Origin of the sequence: Bacillus cereus group sp. MYBK95-2 (assembly GCF_051915225.1) — a bacterium.
Lineage (GTDB): Bacteria > Bacillota > Bacilli > Bacillales > Bacillaceae_G > Bacillus_A > Bacillus_A cereus.
The window spans coordinates 1,268,602-1,290,279 of the sequence record NZ_JBQAEH010000001.1 but is presented as its reverse complement, the minus strand read 5'-3'; the positions used below and the strand labels follow the sequence as shown (position 1 = coordinate 1,290,279).

The following is a 21,678-nucleotide window of genomic DNA, read 5'->3' as shown; positions in this document are numbered from 1 at the left end:
TTCAGTTTCTTTACATAGTATGAGCGTTGAGAGTAGGAATTATGAGATGAATTTTAGATATGAAAAAGGAGCCGCATAAGCAGCTCCTTTTATAGAAAGTATCCAAGTAATAATCCGATTCCCATTAGGAAACCGAAGATTGTATTTGTTTTTGCTGTTGCAATCATCGCAGGTACCATTTCCATCGGAATGCTTTTGCCGATAAAGCCTTTCGTCGCTTTAAATGCTTTCGGAGCACTTAAAAATACGATAAGCATCCATGGTGATACGATGCCCACGATAATTAAAGCAATTGTCCAAATGTAGGAAACGATGAACATCGAAGCAAGTACACCAACAGCTCGCTCACGTCCGACGAGAATTGCTAACGTTTTACGACCGTTTTCTTTATCGCCATCCAAGTCACGGATATTATTCGCTAGTAAAATGGCACCAATTAAAATGGAGCTTGGAATAGATAGTAAAATGACTTCTGATGTTACAGTTCCAGTTTGAATAAAGAATGAAATCCCAATAATAATGACACCCATAAATAATCCGGCTGTCAACTCTCCAAATGGTGTATATGCAATTGGAAGTGGGCCACCTGTATAAAGGTAAGCAACAGCCATACAAACAAGACCGATTGCAGCAAGCCACCAGCTAGAATTCATACAAATATAAACACCTAATAGTATTGCGATGCCGAAAAATCCAAATGCTAAGTTAAGCACTGTTTTTGGCTGAATGCCATCGCGAACGATAGCGCCGCCGATACCAACTGAACCTTCGTGATCGAGTCCTCTTTTATAATCAAAGTATTCATTAAACATGTTTGTTGCTGCTTGAATGAGAAGACAAGCAAGAAGCATCATAAGGAAAAGAGGAAGATGTATTTGATTTATACCTCCGACCTGCATCGAATATGCTGTTCCGATGAAAACAGGCACGAAAGCTGCTGTTAATGTATGGGGACGTAGTAAACTCCACCAGATGCGCCAGCCGGTTTGCTTACTTGGCTTTGGCGCCGTAGGAGAGGAATTCGTTTTGACGTTCATTTCCATGTTGAATCCTCCTTTGGTCACATATTGTACACAACTAAGTGTAGAAAAAGCATCATTTAGTGTCAACGTTTATTTTCTAGGAAGAGAAGGTGAATTTCTCAGAAATGCTAAACGTTGACAGGCCTTTCGTTTGAGGTGTATCTTAAAATCAAGCGTAATTATGACTATTTTTCGCCCATAGGGGGGAGACAATTGTGATTCAAACGAAACAAAAAGGCTTGCAAGAAGTTCTTATTGCAGCTATCAAGCGTGCAACTAACGAAAAAACATTGGTTAGTTTTGTAAAACAAATAGACTGGGTGGATCCGCTTCTGTTCTATGCAGCAGGAAAAAGGATTTCATTCGAAAATAGATGTTATTTTGCAGACCCGGCTCAGCATGTAATATTTGCAGGAATTGGCTCTGTTTTCACTATAGCAAATTCTTCTCATAAGCGCTTTCAAACCGCTCGCGAGGAGTGGGAGAAAGTAAAAGAGAATGCATTTGTCCAAAGAGATGAATATGAATTTGGAACGGGTCCGCTTTTATTTGGTGGTTTTTCCTTTGATCCAGAAAAAGAGAAAACGGACCTATGGAAAGAGTTTAAAGATACGACATTTTCACTACCAGCATTTTTATTAACTGTAAAAAATGAAAAAGCATGGTTAACGATGAATACATTTGTTTCAGCAACAGATTGTGCAGAAACTCTTTATAACGAAATGATTTCTTTAGAAGAGAAGATTTTGGGAGAGAGTAAATGTGCGCTAAACGGATCAAAATTAGCTGTTATTTCTAAAGTAGAAGTGGATCCGAAAGGCTGGATGAAAGCAATTGAAAAAGTACAAGATGAGATGAAGCAGGGTAACGTGCAGAAGGTTGTATTGGCGAGGGAACTAAAAGTAGAGATGAATCAGTCGATTGATTCTGCTCTTGTTTTAGAAGCACTTCGCATTGGTCAACCGGATTGTTACGTATTTTCTTTTGATTATAAAGGAGCATGCTTCTTAGGAGCGACGCCTGAGAGATTAATTCGCAAAGAAGATGAGAAATTTACATCGATGTGTCTTGCGGGTTCAATCGGTCATGGTCATTCTATAGAAGAAAGTAAGCGAAATAGTAATGCGCTTCTTCATGATGAAAAGAATTTAGCTGAACATGGGTATGTTGTTAACATGATCCGCTCGGTACTAAATGAACATTGCGAATACGTTAATATTCCGGAAAGCCCAGGTTTATTAATAACGAAAAACTTAATTCACTTATATACGCCTGTAGAAGCAAAAGGTGATGCGAGTCTTTTAACAATGGTAGAAGAATTACATCCAACACCAGCTCTTGGCGGGACACCTCGTTTGGAAGCGATGAAACTGATCCGTGATGTTGAATTGTTAGACAGAGGGTTGTATGGTGCACCGATTGGCTGGATAGATGATGAAGGAAATGGTGAATTTGCGGTTGCACTGCGCTGCGGATTATTAAACGGCGAGAAAGCATCCTTATTTGCCGGTTGTGGTATTGTAATTGATTCAATCCCGCAGCTTGAATATGAAGAAACAAGTTTGAAGTTTAGACCGATGCTTGGTGCTTTGGAGGAATTAATGAAATGAACAATCATATAGAAGCATTATCATATAATTTAGGCGCGTTCGTGGATGAACTGACGCGTCTAGATGTATGTGATGTTGTCATTAGTCCAGGCTCACGGTCAACGCCGATTGCTTTACTAATGGAACAACACGAAGGAATGAACACATATTTACATGTAGATGAAAGATCAGCAGGGTTTTTCGCGCTCGGTATTGCGAAAGCAAAAAAACGCCCAGTAGCATTATTATGTACGTCAGGAACAGCAGCAGCGAACTATTATCCAGCTGTATGTGAAGCTTTTCATTCAAGGGTCCCACTTATCGTCTTAACAGCGGATAGACCGCATGAATTAAGAGATGTGGGTGCACCACAAGCAATGAATCAATTTAATTTATACGGTACTTTTGTGAAACAATTTACAGAGATGGCACTGCCAGAAGCAAGTGAAGCGATGTATCATTACGCTCGTATGACGACGCAGCGTATAGTAGCAAATGCTTGTTTAGCGCCGCAGGGTCCTGTTCATCTTAATTTTCCAGTTCGCGAGCCACTTATCCCTGATTTCTCACTAGAAAGCTTATGGGATAAAGGACGTAGTGAATATACAGGAGTAGTTCAGCAAGGAAACGTGACGATGCCGAGTGAATATGTAGATTCTCTTGTAGGGCGCCTTTCACATATGGAAAAGGGGCTTATTATTTGTGGAGATGATAGTCATGCAGAAATTGCAATGTTTGCAACGCAACTAGCTGAAAAAACTGGCTATCCTATATTAGCCGACCCACTTTCTAATATTCGTAGCGGACACCACGATAAAACGATGGTAATTGACTGTTATGATACATTTTTACGAAATGAAAAGTTAAAAGAAACATGGAAACCGGACGTTTTAATTCGCTTTGGTGGTATGCCTGTTTCTAAATCATTAACGCAGTTCATAAAAAAACAAACAAAAGCAGTTCATATCGTTGTCGATGAATCAGGACAATGGAGAGATCCAGCTCTTGTTGCGACAGAAGTTGTGCAAGCAAGTGACATTGAATTCTGCAAGGCCTTAATAGAAAAAATGCCAGTTATGAAAAAGAATGATTGGTCCCTAATGTGGCAACATATAAACGAAAAAACGAAGGAAACGCTTCGTGAAATGGAAACATATGAAACTGCATTTGAAGGAAAGGTTATTACAGATATTGTGCGCGTATTACCAGAAGACGCAACGTTATTTGCGAGCAATAGTATGCCAATTCGTGATACAGACTCATTCTTCTTCACATCGGATAAAAACATCCATGTGATGGCAAACCGTGGTGTAAATGGTATTGATGGAATCATTTCGACAGCTCTAGGAGCGAGCGTTATTTGCGACCCACTTGTATTAGTGATTGGTGATTTATCATTTTATCACGATTTAAATGGACTGTTAGCAGCGAAATTACATGAATTAAATATAACAATTGTCGTTGTAAATAATGATGGTGGGGGTATTTTCTCATTCTTACCACAGTATGAGAAAAAGGAACATTTTGAATCATTATTTGGAACACCAATTGGACTTGATTATGAGCACGTTGTCAAAATGTACGGCGGTTCATTTAGCCGTGTAAATGGTTGGGAGCAATTCCGAGAAGAAGTTCGAAAAGGAACGACGACAGAAGGTTTACACGTTGTGGAAATTTGTACGAATCGTGATGAAAACTTAACATTGCACCGTACGTTATGGGCAAAAACACAGGACGTAATTACTACATCGTTGCAAGGTGAATCAAAATGAACGTAACGCTGCAAGGTGTATCGTATGAATATGAAGTAGTCGGAAGCGGGGAACCACTTCTACTTCTTCATGGTTTTACGGGAAGCATGGAAACGTGGCGTTCTTTTATCTCTTCATGGGGTGAGCAGTTTCAAGTTATTGTAGTGGATCTTGTTGGGCACGGAAAGACGGAGAGTCCTGAAGATGTTGCGCATTATGATATCCGAAATGTGGCATTGCAAATGAAAGAACTACTAGATTACCTTCATATTGAAAAAGCACATATACTTGGCTACTCAATGGGAGGAAGACTGGCGATTACGATGGCATGTCTATATCCAGATTATGTACACTCTCTTTTATTAGAAAATTGTACAGCTGGGCTCGAAGACGAAGCGGATAGAAAAGAACGTCGTGAAAAAGATGATCGACTTGCCGATAAAATTGAGCGAGAAGGCATAGAAATTTTTGTATCTATGTGGGAAAATATTCCGCTTTTTGAAACGCAAAAACGTTTAGCAAAAAACGTACAAGAAGCGGTGCGAAAAGAACGACTTGCTAACAACCCAAAAGGGCTCGCAAATAGCTTGCGCGGCATGGGAACTGGGGCTCAGCCTTCATGGTGGGATGAGCTGAAAAACTTAAAAATACCTGTTCTTTTAATGAACGGAGAATATGATGAAAAGTTCTTCCGCATATTAAAAAACATCGAAAACTGCGTGTCTGATGCGAAATTTGTCAAAATTCATGGTGCTGGCCATGCAATTCATGTGGAACAACCGGAAAAGTTTGATACAATAGTAAAGGGATTTCTAAAAACTATGCAGTGATACTTTTTTCAGTAAGAAGGAAGCCACGCTTATAGGTGAAATCAGAAATATACAAGGAGGTAGTTGTAATGGCTATTGAATGGGTAAAAGAAGGCAATTACGAAGATATTATTTATTCAACATACAATGGTATCGCAAAAATTTCGATTAACCGTCCTGAAGTACATAACGCATTCCGCCCAAAAACGGTAATGGAGTTAATCGATGCTTTTGCACAAGCTCGTGATGATGCAAATGTTGGCGTTATCATTTTAACAGGTGAAGGTGGACGTGCATTCTGTTCTGGCGGCGACCAAAAAGTTCGCGGTCATGGCGGATATGTAGGTGACGACCAAATCCCACGTCTAAACGTATTAGACTTACAACGTCTAATTCGCGCAATTCCTAAACCAGTTATCGCAATGGTAGCAGGTTATGCAATCGGTGGTGGACACGTACTTCATATCGTATGTGACTTAACAATCGCTGCAGACAACGCTGTATTCGGACAAACAGGTCCTAAAGTAGGAAGCTTTGACGGTGGATACGGAGCTGGTTACTTAGCTCGTATGGTAGGCCACAAGAAAGCTCGCGAAATTTGGTACCTATGCCGTCAATACAACGCTCAAGAAGCGCTTGATATGGGCTTAGTAAACACTGTAGTACCATTAGAAGAGCTTGAAGCAGAAACAGTACAATGGGCACAAGAAATTTTAGCAAACAGCCCAATGGCACTTCGTTTCCTAAAAGCTGCATTCAACGCAGACACAGACGGTCTAGCTGGTATTCAACAACTAGCTGGAGATGCAACGTTATTGTACTACACAACTGACGAAGCAAAAGAAGGTCGCGACGCATTCAAAGAAAAACGCAGTCCGGACTTCGGTCAATTCCCTCGTTTCCCGTGATCAAACCAAAAGCGGAAGCGGCTTGCTTAGAACAAGAGGGCGTTGGAACTCCTGACGTAGAGGCGCTTTTTGCCTCGTAGGAAGGCGTGAAACGACCGACTGTTCTAGCCGCTGTAGCTGGATGAAACCAAAAGCGAAAGCAGCTCGTTCAGAATGTGAGGGGGATGGAGCTTCTGACGTAGAGGCGCTTTTTGCCTCGTAGGAAGAAGTGAAGCCACCGAGCATTCTAGCTGCTGTAGCTGGATAAGACCAAACCGGAAACAAAACAACTAAGAGACTTGATATCATATCAAGTCTCTTTCTTTCATGAAAGGAGAATGAATGATGGAGACGATGCCAAATTGGTTAATGCAACGTGCATTTTTAACACCAGATCGCACTGCAATTGAAATAGAGGAAGAGAAAGTTACTTTTATGGAGCTGCATGAAAAAGTAGTATCTGTTTGTGAACACCTCACGCATGTTGGAGTGGAGCGAGGGCAAAAGGTGGCTGTTCTGATGAAAAATGGTATGGAGATGATTACAGTTATTCACGCTCTATCTTATGTAGGTGCAGTAGCTGTGCTTTTAAATACGCGTCTTTCAAGAGAAGAGCTACTTTGGCAAATGGATGATGCTGAAGTTGTTTGTTTAGTAACGGATCAAGATTTTGATGCTAAAGATGTTCCTGTTTATTCATTCGCCGAAGTGATGAATGGACCAAAAGAGGAAGCCTCTATACAAGAAGAGTTTTCTTTAGAAGAAACGATGACAATTATTTATACGTCAGGGACGACAGGAAAACCGAAAGGCGTTATTTTAACGTACGGTAATCATTGGGCAAGTGCGGTTGGCTCTTCGCTTAATTTAGGACTTCGTGATGATGATTGCTGGTTAGCTTGTATGCCGATGTTCCACGTTGGCGGACTATCTCTTTTAATGAAAAATATTATGTATGGCATGCGCATTTTACTCGTTCCGAAATATGATGCGGATTTTATTCATAAAGCACTTCAAACGAGAGGCGTAACGATTATTTCTGTCGTTTCTAAAATGTTAACTGATTTATTAGAGAGACTTGGGGCAGGGACATATCCCTCTTCTTTACGATGTATGTTACTTGGCGGAGGACCAGCGCCGAAACCGTTATTAGAAACGTGTGTAGATAAAGGAATTCCTGTGTATCAAACGTACGGTATGACAGAAACGTCTTCGCAAATTTGTACGTTATCAGCTGATTACATGTTAACGAAAGTAGGATCAGCTGGAAAGCCACTATTTCAGTGCCAGCTTCGTATCGAAAAGGACGGCGTAGTAGTGCCACCACATGCGGAAGGTGAAATCGTAGTAAAAGGGCCGAATGTAACAGGCGGTTATTTTAACCGTGAAGATGCAACGCGTGAGACAATTCAAAACGGATGGCTTCATACTGGTGACCTCGGTTATTTAGATGAAGAAGGGTTTTTATACGTATTAGACCGCCGTAGCGATTTAATTATTTCTGGCGGAGAGAATATATACCCAGCTCAAATTGAAGAAGTGTTACTCTCCCATCCGGCAGTAGCGGAAGCTGGTGTTGTCGGTATATCTGACGACAAATGGGGACAAGTACCAGTTGCTTTTGTTGTGAAAAGCGGGGCGGTAACAGAAGAAGAAATTCTTCACTTTTGCGAGGAGAAATTAGCGAAATATAAAGTGCCGAAGAAAGCATGTTTCTTAGAGGAATTACCACGTAACGCTTCGAAAAAATTGTTAAGACGAGAGCTAAGACAATTAGTGGAGGAGATGTAGGTGGAAATAAAAAAAGCGACACTGTATATAACAGAAATGCCACTCGTAATCCCGTTTGCTGCAAGCTACGGGACCTACGAAAAGCGTGAGAGTATAGTCATTGAATTAGAAGATGAAGAAGGGTACATTGGATTTGGCGAAGTCGTTGCGTTTTCTGAACCGTGGTATACGGAAGAAACGGTGAAGACAGCGCTGCATGTACTTCAGGATTTTTTATTACCTGATTTATTAAAAGCTGAAATTTCTCACCCGAATGAGGTACCGAGCTTGTTCCAGCATATAAAAAGAAACCGAATGGCAAAGGCCGGAATTGAAGGGGCTGTTTGGGATTTATATGCGAAGCGTCAAAAGAAATCGTTAGCGACATTACTTGGCGGAACTAGTCACGAAATTGAAGTCGGCGTTGTAATTGGGATCAATACGATTCCGGTTATGTTAAAACAAATTGAGAAGTACGCAGAAGAAGGATACGAGCGTTTTAAAGTGAAAATAAAGCCAGAGCATGATTACGAATTATTGAAAGAGATTCGTAAAGAGTTCCCAGGTATCCCGTTAATGGCTGATGCAAACTCAGCATATACATTAGGGGATACGGAGAGGCTGAAACGACTAGATGAATTCCAATTAACGATGATTGAACAACCGTTAGCGGATTACGATTTTCTTGATCACGCGGAATTGCAAAAGAAAATTGAAACGCCGATTTGTTTAGATGAAAGTATTCATAGTTTAGAAGATGCACGCGTTGCGATTACGCTTGGCAGCTGCCAAATTGTGAACATTAAACCAGGGCGAGTGGGCGGATTAACAGAATCAATCCAAATCCATAATTATTGTATGGAACATAACGTACCCGTTTGGTGCGGTGGTATGGTAGAGATGGGGATTTCACGAGCGCAAAATGTTGCTCTTGCGTCATTGCCTAACTTTACGATTCCAGGAGATATATCTGCTTCTAGTAGACATTGGGAGCAGGATATTATTTGGCCGGAAGTGATGCTTGAGGGCGGGAAAGTGATGGTGCCGCAAAGCGTTGATGCTGAGTATGAAGTAGATCGCGGAAGATTGGAAGAAATTACGAAGCAGCGGATTGTGTTTGAGCGGTAAATGGAAGTTTCATTAGGATGCCCGCAAATAGCGAGAGGATTTTGTCGTTCATTGTCGGTAAGTCGATATATTTCAATAATTGCTGATATAATTTGAGTTACGGTCGATATAATTGGAAAATCGCTGATATAATTTTATTTACCAAGGTTACTCTAACGAGTAGCCTTTTTGTATTGTACAAATTGGATAGACTAGTTTACAATCGAGCGTATAAAAATGGAATGAAAAAGGGGGAGTAAAATGAAGCGCATTTCAATTTTAATAGCGGATGATGAGGCAGAAATTGCTGATTTAATTGAGATACATTTAGAAAAAGAAGGGTACCACGTCGTGAAAGCAGCTGATGGAGAAGAGGCAATTCATATTATTGAAACGCAGCCAATCGACTTGGTAATTTTAGATATTATGATGCCGAAAATGGATGGGTATGAGGTGACGCGTCAAATTCGCACGAAACATCATATGCCGATTATTTTTTTAAGCGCGAAAACTTCGGACTTTGATAAGGTGACAGGTCTTGTACTAGGCGCGGATGATTATATGACGAAGCCTTTCACACCGATTGAATTAGTTGCACGTGTAAATGCACAACTGCGTAGGTTTTTTACGTTAAATCAACCGAAAGTAGCGGAGAGTAAATCTGCTTTAGAACTAGGCGGAGTCGTAATTAATCCCGAGCGTAGGACGGTTGATGTATATGGTGAGCAAATTGAATTAACGCCGAAAGAGTTTGATATTTTATATTTATTAGCGAGTCATCCGAAGAAAGTGTACAATGTAGAAAATATTTTTCAGCACGTATGGGCAGACGATTATTATGAAGGTGGAAATACAGTAATGGTACATATTCGTACGTTGCGGAAGAAACTTGGAGAAGATAAAAGAAAGGATAAATTAATAAAAACAGTGTGGGGAGTAGGTTATACTTTTAATGGCTAATATGATGAAAAGTTTTCGATTTAAAATGATTGCCTTATTTGCGTTAAGTATGGTACTTGCAGCAACTGTAACTTATATAATTTATAAAGGATTGCAGCTGTATTATAAAACGATGGTTCGCTACGAAGAGCCTTTAGCACAATTTAGGTCAATGGTAAGGGAATTTGGAGACATTAATTTCTTTTTAATTTTCTTTATTCCGTTATCTATTATCTTTTTCTTCTTTTTGACAAAACCGTATTTAAAATACTTTGATGAAATTTCTAATGGGATTCATCATCTTGCGAACGGTAACTTTACGAATAAAGTTCAAGTTTCATCAAATGATGAGTTTGGAAATATCGCGCGTGAAATAAATGTTGCAAGTGAAAAGTTAAAAGAAGCTGTTGAAAGAGGAGACTTTGCTGAAAGTAGTAAAGATCAGCTTGTTGTGAATTTAGCTCATGATTTAAGAACACCATTAACATCCGTGTTAGGATATTTAGATTTAATTCTTAAAGATGAAAATTTAACAAAAGAACAAATTAAACATTTCTCCACAATTGCATATACAAAATCGCAAAGACTGGAAAGTTTAATTGATGAGCTATTTGAAATTACACGTATGAATTATGGCATGCTAAAGCTGGATAAAAAGCCGATTGATATAAGTGAGTTGCTTATACAGTTAGAGGAGGAATTGTATCCGTTATTAGAAAAACATCATTTAGAAGCTAGATTGAATGTGGCTCCTCATTTACCGATGCACGGTGATGGAAAATTGTTAGCTAGAGTATTTGAAAACTTGTTAACAAATGCCGTTCGTTACGGCTATGATGGACAATTTGTTGATATGAATGGGTATGTTGATAATGGAGAAGTTGTCGTACAAATTATGAATTACGGAGATAGCATCCCGGAAGAAGATTTACCGTATCTTTTTGATATGTTCTATACAGGTGATAAAGCAAGAACTGAGAACCGTGGCGGGACAGGCCTTGGACTATTTATTGCGAAAAATATTGTCGAGCAACATAACGGTACGATTTCTGCTGAGAGCAATGTAGTTAGAACGATATTTGAAGTACGATTGCCAAAAGACGAGAATGTAACAATTTAATAAAAATTTAAACTTTACCCCACTTTTTATTTTAATAGTTTTTTCTATTCTATACGTAAGTTACGTTAAGGAGGAACTAGAAATGAAAAAGTGGGTATTTATTTCTTTTTTTATAGTATGCACAGTATGTGTAGGCGTTTATATATCACCGTTATTTCAAAAGGAAATCGACGTTAAAATTGTCGGGAAAGATGAGCTAGTAAAGGCGGCAAACACCGATGGGAAAGAGATTACGAAGGAACAAATTTATAAGGGCGATTTATTATTAGTTAACAGGGATTACCCAGTAAAAAAAGATAGTATTAGGTCTGATATTATAAATGTAAATCATAATAGTGAATTAGTGAGAGGCTATGTAATATTTGATAGAAATCTTCGTTTATCAAAGGATGTTGTGAAAAAGTTTTTGAACGTTGTCGATGCGGCTGGAAAAGAAAGTGTTAACCATTTTTTAATTAGTAGTGGCTATAGAGATTTCCAAGAGCAAAAACAGCTATATGAAAAAATGGGATCTGATTATGCACTTCCAGCAGGATACAGTGAACATAACTTAGGATTATCACTGGACATTGGGTCTACTCAAAAGAAAATGGAGAAAGCGCCTGAAGGAAAATGGATTGAAGAGAACGTATGGAAGCATGGCTTTGTATTACGTTATCCGAAAAATAAAAGTAACATTACAGGCATTCAATATGAGCCATGGCATATACGTTATGTAGGCTTACCTCATAGCGCAATTATGCAAAAAAAGAATTTCACACTAGAGGAATATTTAGAGTTTTTAAAAGAGGAAAAAGAGATTTCAACTGAAGTCGAAGGTAAGAAATATACTGTTTCTTATTATAAAGTTTCTGAGAATATGAAAGTGAACGTTCCAGCAAACAAGCAGTATGAAATTTCCGGGAACAATATGGATGGGGTTATTGTGACGGTTCAGGAATAGAGAAAAAGCTATCTGAAGTAGATAGCTTTTTTTCATGATTGGCCCCGGTCATATGCCTATCAAGCTAGCGAAATAAATCAATGGATACGAAATATAGTTGTTTTTAAACTAGCAAGTAAAAGTAGGAGTGCTAAAAAAGTTTATTAAAGTGCGATTTTTTTATTAGGTACTTGTCTATGCTTTATCGTTGTTTTATACACAATATCGGATTATAAAAATGGTCACCTTCTTATATCGATGAGATTTAAGAACATTCTTTTTAAGCAGTTGATAAAGGCGTTTGCTTGAAATAGGAACGAAAAGGAATTATTAATTATATAAATTGCTCTAGATTTGCACCGAATGAATTAGTTATGAGATTTATTTTAAATGTCATTAAATAATTGTTTTATGCAAATTAATAGTAACAAATATTGATGGTTATTAATAGACTAGTTTAATTTTTCTGAATGTTTTACTATTTAAATTGCGAGATAATAAAAGTGTATTTTTATTGTTTTCTGCTGTTATATATTTAGGAGGGAGAATGGTAGATGAAAAAGAAATTTATCAAGGGGATGATTTCTGCTGCATTATTGCTGAGCTTTACTTTACCATCAATTGCTGATGCAAGTATTGAAACGGAAGATGATGGTATTGTAACGGAGTATATCCCTGAAATTAATCTAGGCATTGATTTATCAAAGGTTGACACTTCTGACTTCGATTTTGAAAATTTTGAAAAAGAGTATGATTTTTTAGTAAATGACCCTGTTTTTTTACAACTAGAGGAGGAAGTAAGTAAACTAAGGGTTGAATCTGTTGTTGAAAAAAATCCTTTTACTGGCGAATTGGTTGTTAAGCAGGAAATATTGCCGGCTATTGTTCTTGGTGCATTAAGAGTATTAGTTTCAAAAGTAGGTAGAACTGCTGCGGATAAAGCCTGGGCGGTTGCGCGTCCATATGTACAAAAGGCACTCAATTCTCCGAAGCAATATATTTTAGAAGCAGCTAAGGGTGGAATGATAATACAAGTACGTTCTAAAGCTACTGGTAACCGAGTTTTTGCCATAGATTATCATTATATTGATGGAAAAGGTCCTATTTTACATTATCATAGTCCTCCTAATGTCGGTGCACATAAATATTTTAGATAATGTCTAAGGAGCTTATATCTATGAAAAAATATAACTTTGAAGATTCGATTCATATGCATTTATTTTATTACAGGGATATAGAAGAGGTTTTTACATATGAGGCTGTAGCTTATAAAGTATGTAATGAAAATTTATGGGTAGTATATTTTGATATTTCTTACTATGATGATTTATCAATTCATCAATTTTCTAAGTATCCATTCTATGATAAATATGGATATGAAATTCTCCATGTTCGTACAAAAGATCTAGATGAGTGTGAAGGAAATAAATTATTTACTGATTGGTTAATTAATAATTCAATTGTTTAGTTCTAGCCCGCTATTGGCGGGCAGTAAGGCTTCCACCTCAAAAGTTGGTGAAGGCTAATCCACACTGATTAAAGTTTCATTTTATAAATTTATCTATCACCAAAAAGCCTATCAATTTAAGTGCTTTTTGGTTTTTTATTTATGACGGAGAAATGTCTTAACATATAAAATTTACGAAATGCTAATGGCCTCCATTATCGGCGCTTAAACATTATAACGTTATATTTACTTCTCCCTTTTTTTGTGTTACGCTAAATGTGCGAAAGAGATATAAAAATGAAACTTTAATGTAAGCGTATTCTTATGGCTTCTTATAGAAAAGGGTGGAAGTACAATGACAGAACGATTCGTACTACGTAATGTGAAACGTGTGAACGGGGAAGAGATTGACATTGTAATTGAAAATAATAAAATCGCACAGGTGACGAAAGCTGGTGCTGGTGAGGGTGGAAAGGTTCTTGATTGCTCTGGTACTTACGTATCGAGTGGCTGGATTGATTTACACGTTCATGCTTTTCCAGAGTTTGATCCGTATGGCGATGAAGTGGATGAAATTGGCGTTAAGCAAGGGGTAACGACAATTGTTGATGCGGGTAGCTGCGGAGCTGATCGCATTGCAGATTTAGTAAAAAGTAGAGAACAGGCAAAGACAAATTTATTTGCCTTTTTAAATATTTCTCGCATCGGTTTGAAACGAATTGATGAATTATCCAATATGGAATGGATAGATAAAGAGAAAGTGATAGAAGCAGTAGAAAAGTATAAAGATGTAATCGTTGGGTTAAAGGCGAGAATGAGTAAAAGCGTCGTTTGTGATAGTGGAATTGAACCGCTGCATGTAGCGCGCTCTTTATCCCGTGAAACATCATTACCGATTATGGTACATATCGGTTCAGCGCCTCCTCGCATTGAGGAAGTTGTACCTCTTTTAGAAAAAGATGATGTTATTACACATTACTTAAACGGGAAAGAAAATAATTTATTTGATGAAGAAGGCAAACCGCTACCTGTGTTACTAGATGCAGTGAATCGCGGCGTACATTTAGATGTTGGTCACGGTAATGCTAGTTTTTCTTTTAAAGTAGCAGAAGCAGCGAAGCGTCACGGTATTGCCTTTCATACAATTAGTACAGATATTTACCGAAAGAACCGTATACACGGTCCAGTGTATAGTATGGCTCACGTTCTTTCGAAATTCCTTTATTTAGGTTATCCGCTAGAAGAAGTGATTGATGCGGTTACGAAAAATGCGGCAGAGTGGCTTAAGAAACCAGAGCTTGGCCGTATTCAAGAAGGAGATATTGCAAACTTAACTTTATTTACGGTTAAAGATGAGAAGGTTACGTTAATTGATTCAGAAGGGGATCAGCGCATTGCTGAAAGAAGGATTGATACGAAAGGGGTTGTAATTAATGGGTCATTCATTGAATGCTAAGTACGGATTAAAAAGAGTAATTAATGCGAGCGGTAGAATGAGTATTTTAGGTGTATCTGCTCCTACAGATACCGTAATGGATGCGATGAAACATGGTGGACAAAATTATGTGGAAATTGCTGATTTAGTAGATAAAGCAGGAGACCATATTGCGAGAATTCTAGATTCAGAGGCAGCGGTCGTTGTGAATTCAGCATCGAGCGGAATTGCGCTTTCTATCGCTGGTATCGTTACAGAAGGAAATCGCCGTAAAAGTGAAAGACTTCATCAAGAAGTAATCGCGAAAAACGAAGTGATTATGTTAAAAGGTCATAACGTTCAATACGGTGCTCCTGTTGAAACGATGATTTACTTAGGCGGCGGTAAACTTGTAGAAGTTGGCTATGCAAATGAAGGGAAAGCAGAGCATATTGAAGATGCAATTGGTGAAAATACAGCAGCGATTCTGTATGTGAAATCACATCATGCAGTGCAAAAAAATATGATTTCTGTTGAAGAAGCATGGGAAGTTGCGCAGCGAAATAAAGTACCGCTTATCGTGGATGCAGCAGCTGAAGAAGACATTCAAAAATATGTGAAGTATTCAGATCTTGCTATTTATAGCGGTTCAAAGGCAATTGAAGGACCTACTTCTGGTATTGTGGGCGGTAAAAGAAAGTATATTGAATGGCTGAAAGTGCAATTACATTGTATCGGAAGAAGCATGAAAGTTGGGAAAGAAACAACTTTTGGTTTACTTCAAGCACTTGATGAGTACGGAGTAAAAGAAGATAAGAGCGAGCAAGAAAAAGAATTGCTACAAGTACTTATGCCGCTAAAAGAATTAAATGGTGTAAATGTAACGATCGTTCAAGATGAAGCTGGAAGAGCAATCTTTAGAGCACGTATTCATATTAACGAAAAAGAGTTAAATAAATCGGCAAAAGACGTTGTGGCTGCATTACGCGACGGGGAAATTGCAATTTACACACGTGATTACGGAGTAAGACAAGGGTTCTTTGATATCGATCCACGTCCACTTCAAGGTGATGACATACATGTAATTGAAGAAAAAATGAGAGAAATTGTAGGGGGAAACTAAAATGACAAACATTCAAAAACGTTTTTATAAAGGCCGCGTAGCATTAAATGTATTGGCAAACAATATAGAAAATGCGAAAGATATTTTTGAAGCAGCAGAAGGTTATGTAGTAGTGGGAGTGTTATCAAAAGACTATCCAACAGTAGAAGAAGCTGTTATAGCTATGAAAGCATATGGAAAAGAAATTGATGACGCTGTATCAATCGGACTAGGCGCAGGAGATAATCGCCAAGCGGCAGTTGTGGCTGAAATTGCGAAGCATTATCCTGGTAGCCATATTAACCAAGTGTTTCCTTCAGTTGGAGCGACACGTGCAAATCTTGGCGAAAAAGATAGCTGGATTAATAGTTTAGTATCGCCAACAGGAAAAGTAGGTTACGTAAATATTTCTACTGGCCCAATTAGTGCGGCTGGAGAAGAAAAAGCAATCGTTCCAATTAAAACAGCGATTGCACTTGTACGTGATATGGGCGGAAATTCATTGAAGTACTTCCCGATGAAAGGGCTAGCCCATGAAGAAGAATATCGCGCAGTTGCGAAAGCTTGTGCGGAAGAAGGATTCGCATTAGAGCCAACAGGCGGAATTGATAAAGAAAACTTCGAAACAATTGTACGTATTGCGCTTGAGGCAAATGTAGAGCAAGTTATCCCGCACGTGTACTCTTCTATTATTGATAAAGAAACTGGTAACACGAAAGTAGAAGATGTGCGTGAATTATTAGCAGTCGTGAAGAAGCTAGTTGATCAATATGCGTAAGAAAATTGCAGCGTTCGGCGAAGTAATGATGCGCCTGCAAGTACCTGGATATGAATTGTTGTCGCAAGCTAACACGTTAAATTACTCATTTTCAGGTACAGGTGTGAACGTTGTAGCGGCACTTTCTCACTTAGGGCATGAAGGGCTTCTTATTTCAACTTTACCGGAAAATTCGGTTGGAGATGCAGCTGTATCTTACATTCAAAAGTTAGGAATTCAAACTTCTCTTGTTTCAAGAGGTGGTAAATATGTAGGTATGTATTTTTTAGAAAATGGATTCGGTGCACGTGCAAGCCGCGTTACGTATTCGAATCGACTAGAAAGTAGCTTCAATACGGCGTCTGAAGAGATATACCAATTTGAAGAAATTGCTAAGGAAATTGATATCGTTCATTTTTGCGGTATTACACTTGCGATGAATGATACGGTGCGCCATCATATGAAGTCTTTAGCGAGAGCAGTTAAAGAAAACGGAGGAACCGTCGTTTTTGATTGTAATTATCGTCCATCACTTTGGGGAGAAGACGGATATGAACAGGCAAAACCGCATTATGAAGAAATGCTGGGACTTGCTGATATCGTTATGATGAATGAAAAAGATGCAATGTTTGTTCTTGGAATGAAAACAGAAGAGACAGAGCGAGAGGCGCAACTTGTTGATCTTATTCCAAAGGTAGCCGAAACGTATCATATCGCTACAATTGCTGGTACTCATCGCTCTATTAACAGTGATAATACACATTCGCTTCGCGGGTTTATATGTAAAGATGGAACGTTCACTTTTGCAAAAACACTTACGTTTTCTGTATATGATAGAATAGGTGCTGGAGATGCTTATACGAGCGGAATTATTCATGGCGAGATAAAAGAGTTCGCACCAGAGAAAGCTGTTTCATTTGCGTCAGCAGCTGGAATGCTAGCACATACAATCGTCGGTGATACGCCAATGTCATCAGAGAAGGATATACTTCGGGCAATGACGGCATCAGTAGGTGATGTAGAAAGGTAGTGGGTGTAACGGTGAACGTAACGAGAAAAAAAGGACCATTATATTTGCAAATAAAAAATATTATTCGTGATCGAATATTGCATGGTGTATATGCGATTCATACGAATATTCCTTCCGAACCGCAGTTAGAAGAAGAGTTCAAAGTGAGTAAAATTACAGTGCGAAATGCGATTAAAGAACTCGCTCAAGAAGGATATTTGGAAAAGAAAAGCGGTAAAGGAACGAAAGTCATCCGCAATACTTCTGCGACAAAACTGTCAAAGGGTAAGAAATTTACTGAAGTGTTAGTGGAAGAAGGATATAAAGTACAGAAGAAATTGCTAAAAGCAGAAATTGTGCAGAATGAAGAAGGAACAGTGCCATTTCGATTATTCGGTAAGGAGAGTTTTCGTATTGAACGTTTATATACGTTAAATGATGCACCGTACATTCATTATACGCACTATTTCTCAGCAGGAATGGCAAGTTCAGATTTATCGGATTTTGACTTGCAATCGCTTTATGATTTAGTTGAAGACCGAGGTATTCATTTAGAAAACTTCAGAGATGAATTCGCAGTTGGACTCGCGCCTAGTTTCGTTGCAGAAGCGCTAGGTGAAAAAGAGGGGACAGCGCTATTAAAACGCATGCGTTATTCTTACGATGAAGTTGGCGAAGTAATTGAATATAGCGAAGGCTACTACAATACAGAAATGCAGCATTATGTAGTGAATTATGACGTATAAAAAAGAGGGGATTTTCCCTCTTTTTTTATAAAGTAAGGAGAATGGGAGATGGATATATACTTATTAATCGTCACGTTACTTGCAATTGCGATTGTTATTTTAGGGGTATCATGGTGGAAATGGCATGCATTTATTAGTTTAACAGTTGCGAGTTTGTTTTTAGCTATCATGTCTGGACTGAACTTAACGAAAATAGTGACTGCCTATGAAACTGGTGTTGGTAGTGTACTAGGGCATTTAGTTGGTATTTTAGCTCTCGGAACAATTTTAGGGAAAATGATGTCCGATTCAGGGGCCGGCATGCAAGTGGCAGATTTCTTTATTCGATTTTTCGGTGTAAAGAAACTACCTTGGGCTATGTTATTTGCAGGATTTGTTATAGGGATTCCAGTGTTTTTTGAAGTGGGGATCGTCATTTTATTACCACTTGTTATTTCCATTCGAAAAACGACGAAGCAAAATATATTATTAATTGCGTTACCTGTCATTGCAGGATTATCTATTGTTCACGGGCTCGTGCCTCCGCATCCAGGGGCGATGACAGCAATCGGTATTTATAACGCGAACTTAGGAAAGGTACTTTTATATTCATTAATTATCGCGTTACCAACAGCCATTATCGCAGGACCGATATTTGCAAAGTGGGTACATAAAAGGGTTATACCTGAAAATGAACCAGAGCTTATTCGAGTTACGACTGTCTCAACTGATTTGCCGAGTCGTAAAGTTTCATTCTTTATTATTTTACTACCAGTTGTATTGATGATTTTATCAGTAGTTGCACCATATATTTCATTACCGAAAAAAATGACTGAATTTTTTGTTTTTATAGGAAGTCCAGTAATCGCCTTACTTATTTCATGTTTCGCAGCATTTTATTTACTTGGTATCAAACAAGGTATTAATAAAAAGATGATTAAAAAATTAACAGATGAAAGTTTATTGCCTGTCGGTTCTATTATTTTAATAATTGGTGCAGGCGGTGGATTTAAACAAATATTAATTGAAAGCGGCGTTGGAACGGCGATCGCGCAAATGGCAGAACATATATCGTTATCACCAATCGTATTAGCTTTCATGGTAGCTGGATTAATTCGAATTGCAACAGGTTCAGCTACAGTAGCATTAACGACAGCAGCAGGGATTGTTTCACCAGTTATTCAGCACATGTCTGGTGTGAATTTAGAGCTTCTCGTTATTGCAACCGGTGCAGGTTCATTAATGTTTTCTCACGTAAATGATGCAGGGTTCTGGCTTGTAAAAGAGTATTTAGGTTTGACGGTGAAGGAAACGTTTAAAACGTGGACGGTACTCGAGACATTGTTATCATTTATTGCATTTGGTTTTGCTCTTTTGTTGAATATGTTTCTTTAGGAGAGGAGATCAGATTTAAACGAATAAAACCTACAGAGGAAATGTAATTTCTCTATAGGTTTTATTCGTTTTTTGTGCTTTCTATTACTTAATGGAACGGACATACTGATCTTCTCCATCGTCTTTGACAAAGACTCCTAGCTCATTCAAATCTTTGCGTAAATGCTTCTTTTTTTTAGAGTTTCCTTCTCGAAGGGCATTGCGCCTTTCATACAAAATAGTATTTATGCTTTTATTAAATCGCTCATCCTCTAATTTCCATAAGCTATACTCATGTTTATAAGGATCTTGTTCCACCCAGGGGAAGCCGTGCATTAAGAAAGTATCTTTAATTTTGCTTGGGGTAATGTCAGATGTTTCACGTAACCATTCTCGGTCTTCTTGATCAATGATAACCACTTGACGCTTATCTACAAAAACGGCTTTTACATTTAATCTGGTGATTTGTTTCTTTTGATCGTCCTTATTCACGTGAATGCTTTCCGAAGTAATGTTCATTTTTAAAGCTTCACTATAAATAATTAAAGAAAATAAAATTCCTGCAATAACACCAATTAGCATGAGGATAATAGGAAGCCAGAAGGGATTAATAAAATTTAAAAGTTCTATAATTTTTGAATCAGAAAAGAGAGGAATCTTTTTTATAATCTCTATTAATTTAGGTGAAAAATATCCAATAACGCCTAAAAGGATTGGACTTGCTATAGCAAGTAATTTTTCTAAAAAACCTAATCCAATGACAGATGCCTTTTTCATGTGTAGTTCATCCTTTCATATATATTTTTTTAATCAAGGCATGTTTTAAACAGTGAGTTTCTTCACCATTTTTATGAGCTCATCTGAGTAATTTTCTATGGATATAGATGAATTTGCCTTCAGCATTCTTTCTTCGATTGCTCCTAAAATAAATGAAGCTAATGTGTCGGTTTGGAAAGAATCGGAAAACACGCCATTTTGTTGACCAGTCTTCAAAATATCTAATAACATCGTTCTAAGGGCATCCTCCTCTTCGTCGTCTTCGATTCTGTAATAAGGAACGTTCTCTTCATTTCTTGCATTAAAGACAATCTCAATTAAGGCAATATTATTTTTGTAATGAGTTTCTTGATAAGCCAAATGCGCTTCAATAAAAGCCTCTAGTTTATTTATTTCAGATTGAGCTAATAGCACTCGATTACTAATAAATTCATGTTGCTTGGCAACTAAAAATTGTAATGTGCGATTCATAAGGTAAAGCTTATCATTAAAATGATAAGAAATAAGTCCGGTACTAATCTTAGCCTTTTTTGCCACCTTCGTTAAGCTTAAGTTGTTATATCCAACCTCTTCTAATGTATCAATACATGCAAGAATAATTTGTTCACGCCTAGCCTCTGCAATAAAAGAATCAGTCACGCTATTCAACTCCTAATTTATATAATTTGAATGTATAATCAAAAAATTGATTGGTCGTTCAATTAAATATTAGTAAGAAATTAAGAGTATGTCAAATGTTTTATGCTTACATCTGGATAAGGCTCATTCGCTTTTTAATAAAGCCCAATTCCTAAAACAAGCCCGTTTTTAGGTAAGCCAAGCTTCCTATTCGCCCTGAAAACATAATATAAATGGAATCCCCTCATTTAGAGCAAGGTGAACTTGTTATGAATGATACTAAAGGAGGAATAGGGTAATGAGCGAAAAGTGTGAACACAGACATGATGATTGTAACCGCAGACATGGTTGCGGAGGCGGTTTTGCGCTTCTAATTGTATTGTTTATTTTATTAATTATCATCGGTGCTAGCTGCTTCGGCGGAGGCGGCGGTTGTGGCTATGGTGGTTATGGCGGTTATGCTGGCGGCTACGGCGGATATTGCTGCTAATTATTAAAAACTATTGAAAATAGCCTTGTGCATATTGCACAAGGCTATT

General features: G+C 38.1%; 21 protein-coding genes. 18 read left to right on the top strand and 3 right to left on the bottom strand.

All coding sequences use genetic code 11. From position 1 onward, the window contains the following. Positions 1-89 precede the first annotated feature (89 nt). Complete coding sequence (locus ACTFN4_RS06715) at positions 90-1,043, bottom strand: 1,4-dihydroxy-2-naphthoate polyprenyltransferase (RefSeq protein ID WP_000425770.1); 954 nt, start codon at positions 1,041-1,043, stop codon at positions 90-92. A gap of 194 nt (positions 1,044-1,237) precedes the next feature. Between ACTFN4_RS06715 and ACTFN4_RS06710 the strand changes: the two genes are divergently transcribed. The 17 genes from ACTFN4_RS06710 (at position 1,238) to gntP (ending at position 19,765) form a co-directional block, all read left to right on the top strand. Continuing rightward, complete coding sequence (locus tag ACTFN4_RS06710) at positions 1,238-2,632, top strand: isochorismate synthase (RefSeq protein WP_439962162.1); 1,395 nt, start codon at positions 1,238-1,240, stop codon at positions 2,630-2,632. Continuing rightward, positions 2,629-4,383: a 2-succinyl-5-enolpyruvyl-6-hydroxy-3-cyclohexene-1-carboxylic-acid synthase gene (menD, locus tag ACTFN4_RS06705; RefSeq protein WP_439962161.1), complete on the top strand. Its 1,755-nt coding sequence runs from the start codon at positions 2,629-2,631 to the stop codon at positions 4,381-4,383. The genes ACTFN4_RS06710 and menD overlap by 4 nt, the downstream gene beginning before the upstream one ends. Continuing rightward, entirely contained in the window at positions 4,380-5,192 is an 813-nt protein-coding gene (gene menH, locus ACTFN4_RS06700) for a 2-succinyl-6-hydroxy-2,4-cyclohexadiene-1-carboxylate synthase (RefSeq protein ID WP_144560725.1), read from the top strand. Before menD ends, menH begins: the two co-directional genes overlap by 4 nt. 68 nt (positions 5,193-5,260) lie before the next feature. Continuing rightward, the gene (gene menB, locus ACTFN4_RS06695) at positions 5,261-6,079 is read left to right on the top strand and encodes a 1,4-dihydroxy-2-naphthoyl-CoA synthase (RefSeq protein ID WP_000963881.1); all 819 of its coding nucleotides are present in this window, start codon (positions 5,261-5,263) and stop codon (positions 6,077-6,079) included. A 324-nt stretch (positions 6,080-6,403) separates the two neighbouring features. Beyond that, on the top strand, positions 6,404-7,849 hold the full coding sequence (locus tag ACTFN4_RS06690) for an o-succinylbenzoate--CoA ligase (protein WP_226368653.1): 1,446 nt from the start codon (positions 6,404-6,406) through the stop codon (positions 7,847-7,849). Then, positions 7,850-8,956 (top strand): o-succinylbenzoate synthase, encoded by a 1,107-nt coding sequence (menC, locus tag ACTFN4_RS06685; protein WP_439962160.1) that lies wholly within the window; start codon positions 7,850-7,852, stop codon positions 8,954-8,956. Between the two features lie 240 nt (positions 8,957-9,196). Then, complete coding sequence (locus ACTFN4_RS06680; protein ID WP_000822489.1) at positions 9,197-9,895, top strand: response regulator transcription factor; 699 nt, start codon at positions 9,197-9,199, stop codon at positions 9,893-9,895. Continuing rightward, the gene (locus ACTFN4_RS06675; RefSeq protein WP_000002598.1) at positions 9,888-10,994 is read left to right on the top strand and encodes a sensor histidine kinase; all 1,107 of its coding nucleotides are present in this window, start codon (positions 9,888-9,890) and stop codon (positions 10,992-10,994) included. Before ACTFN4_RS06680 ends, ACTFN4_RS06675 begins: the two co-directional genes overlap by 8 nt. 82 nt (positions 10,995-11,076) lie before the next feature. Further along, entirely contained in the window at positions 11,077-11,937 is an 861-nt protein-coding gene (locus ACTFN4_RS06670; protein WP_000759406.1) for a D-Ala-D-Ala carboxypeptidase VanY, read from the top strand. 533 nt (positions 11,938-12,470) lie between these two features. Next, entirely contained in the window at positions 12,471-13,073 is a 603-nt protein-coding gene (locus ACTFN4_RS06665; RefSeq protein WP_000726217.1) for a hypothetical protein, read from the top strand. Between the two features lie 20 nt (positions 13,074-13,093). Next, positions 13,094-13,384: a DUF3986 family protein gene (locus tag ACTFN4_RS06660; protein ID WP_000760464.1), complete on the top strand. Its 291-nt coding sequence runs from the start codon at positions 13,094-13,096 to the stop codon at positions 13,382-13,384. 334 nt (positions 13,385-13,718) lie between these two features. Then, positions 13,719-14,819, top strand: a complete 1,101-nt coding sequence (locus ACTFN4_RS06655) for an amidohydrolase/deacetylase family metallohydrolase (protein WP_000139930.1) — start codon at positions 13,719-13,721, stop codon at positions 14,817-14,819. Next, the gene (locus ACTFN4_RS06650; RefSeq protein ID WP_000510099.1) at positions 14,797-15,900 is read left to right on the top strand and encodes a DgaE family pyridoxal phosphate-dependent ammonia lyase; all 1,104 of its coding nucleotides are present in this window, start codon (positions 14,797-14,799) and stop codon (positions 15,898-15,900) included. Before ACTFN4_RS06655 ends, ACTFN4_RS06650 begins: the two co-directional genes overlap by 23 nt. A 1-nt stretch (position 15,901) precedes the next feature. Further along, the gene (gene dagF, locus ACTFN4_RS06645; RefSeq protein ID WP_439962159.1) at positions 15,902-16,657 is read left to right on the top strand and encodes a 2-dehydro-3-deoxy-phosphogluconate aldolase; all 756 of its coding nucleotides are present in this window, start codon (positions 15,902-15,904) and stop codon (positions 16,655-16,657) included. After that, on the top strand, positions 16,650-17,666 hold the full coding sequence (locus ACTFN4_RS06640; RefSeq protein WP_439962158.1) for a sugar kinase: 1,017 nt from the start codon (positions 16,650-16,652) through the stop codon (positions 17,664-17,666). Before dagF ends, ACTFN4_RS06640 begins: the two co-directional genes overlap by 8 nt. After that, positions 17,666-18,391: a GntR family transcriptional regulator gene (locus tag ACTFN4_RS06635; protein ID WP_000539278.1), complete on the top strand. Its 726-nt coding sequence runs from the start codon at positions 17,666-17,668 to the stop codon at positions 18,389-18,391. The genes ACTFN4_RS06640 and ACTFN4_RS06635 overlap by 1 nt, the downstream gene beginning before the upstream one ends. A 48-nt stretch (positions 18,392-18,439) precedes the next feature. Next, positions 18,440-19,765, top strand: coding sequence for a gluconate permease GntP (gntP, locus tag ACTFN4_RS06630; RefSeq protein ID WP_025686764.1), 1,326 nt, complete (start codon positions 18,440-18,442; stop codon positions 19,763-19,765). An 84-nt stretch (positions 19,766-19,849) separates the two neighbouring features. Here gntP and ACTFN4_RS06625 read toward each other — a convergent pair whose 3' ends face one another. Next, the gene (locus ACTFN4_RS06625; RefSeq protein ID WP_439962157.1) at positions 19,850-20,521 is read right to left on the bottom strand and encodes a YqeB family protein; all 672 of its coding nucleotides are present in this window, start codon (positions 20,519-20,521) and stop codon (positions 19,850-19,852) included. A gap of 45 nt (positions 20,522-20,566) precedes the next feature. Next, positions 20,567-21,160 carry a TetR/AcrR family transcriptional regulator gene (locus ACTFN4_RS06620; protein ID WP_000132248.1) on the bottom strand — a complete coding sequence of 198 codons (594 nt, stop codon included), beginning with the start codon at positions 21,158-21,160 and terminating at the stop codon, positions 20,567-20,569. A 277-nt stretch (positions 21,161-21,437) separates the two neighbouring features. Here ACTFN4_RS06620 and ACTFN4_RS06615 point away from each other — a divergent pair, with 277 nt between their 5' ends. Beyond that, entirely contained in the window at positions 21,438-21,629 is a 192-nt protein-coding gene (locus tag ACTFN4_RS06615; protein WP_001290392.1) for a YjcZ family sporulation protein, read from the top strand. The last annotated feature ends 49 nt before the right edge of the window (positions 21,630-21,678 follow it).

Excerpts from the sequence above, each read along its gene's own strand:
- ACTFN4_RS06715 (WP_000425770.1), bottom strand. The coding sequence starts at position 1,043 with ATGGAAATGAACGTCAAAACGAATTCCTCTCCTACGGCGCCAAAGCCA.
- menD (WP_439962161.1), top strand. The coding sequence starts at position 2,629 with ATGAACAATCATATAGAAGCATTATCATATAATTTAGGCGCGTTCGTG.
- menH (WP_144560725.1), top strand. The coding sequence starts at position 4,380 with ATGAACGTAACGCTGCAAGGTGTATCGTATGAATATGAAGTAGTCGGA.
- menB (WP_000963881.1), top strand. The coding sequence starts at position 5,261 with ATGGCTATTGAATGGGTAAAAGAAGGCAATTACGAAGATATTATTTAT.
- ACTFN4_RS06690 (WP_226368653.1), top strand. The coding sequence starts at position 6,404 with ATGGAGACGATGCCAAATTGGTTAATGCAACGTGCATTTTTAACACCA.
- ACTFN4_RS06680 (WP_000822489.1), top strand. The coding sequence starts at position 9,197 with ATGAAGCGCATTTCAATTTTAATAGCGGATGATGAGGCAGAAATTGCT.
- ACTFN4_RS06675 (WP_000002598.1), top strand. The coding sequence starts at position 9,888 with ATGGCTAATATGATGAAAAGTTTTCGATTTAAAATGATTGCCTTATTT.
- ACTFN4_RS06670 (WP_000759406.1), top strand. The coding sequence starts at position 11,077 with ATGAAAAAGTGGGTATTTATTTCTTTTTTTATAGTATGCACAGTATGT.
- ACTFN4_RS06665 (WP_000726217.1), top strand. The coding sequence starts at position 12,471 with ATGAAAAAGAAATTTATCAAGGGGATGATTTCTGCTGCATTATTGCTG.
- ACTFN4_RS06660 (WP_000760464.1), top strand. The coding sequence starts at position 13,094 with ATGAAAAAATATAACTTTGAAGATTCGATTCATATGCATTTATTTTAT.
- ACTFN4_RS06655 (WP_000139930.1), top strand. The coding sequence starts at position 13,719 with ATGACAGAACGATTCGTACTACGTAATGTGAAACGTGTGAACGGGGAA.
- ACTFN4_RS06650 (WP_000510099.1), top strand. The coding sequence starts at position 14,797 with ATGGGTCATTCATTGAATGCTAAGTACGGATTAAAAAGAGTAATTAAT.
- dagF (WP_439962159.1), top strand. The coding sequence starts at position 15,902 with ATGACAAACATTCAAAAACGTTTTTATAAAGGCCGCGTAGCATTAAAT.
- ACTFN4_RS06640 (WP_439962158.1), top strand. The coding sequence starts at position 16,650 with ATGCGTAAGAAAATTGCAGCGTTCGGCGAAGTAATGATGCGCCTGCAA.
- gntP (WP_025686764.1), top strand. The coding sequence starts at position 18,440 with ATGGATATATACTTATTAATCGTCACGTTACTTGCAATTGCGATTGTT.
- ACTFN4_RS06625 (WP_439962157.1), bottom strand. The coding sequence starts at position 20,521 with ATGAAAAAGGCATCTGTCATTGGATTAGGTTTTTTAGAAAAATTACTT.
- ACTFN4_RS06615 (WP_001290392.1), top strand. The coding sequence starts at position 21,438 with ATGAGCGAAAAGTGTGAACACAGACATGATGATTGTAACCGCAGACAT.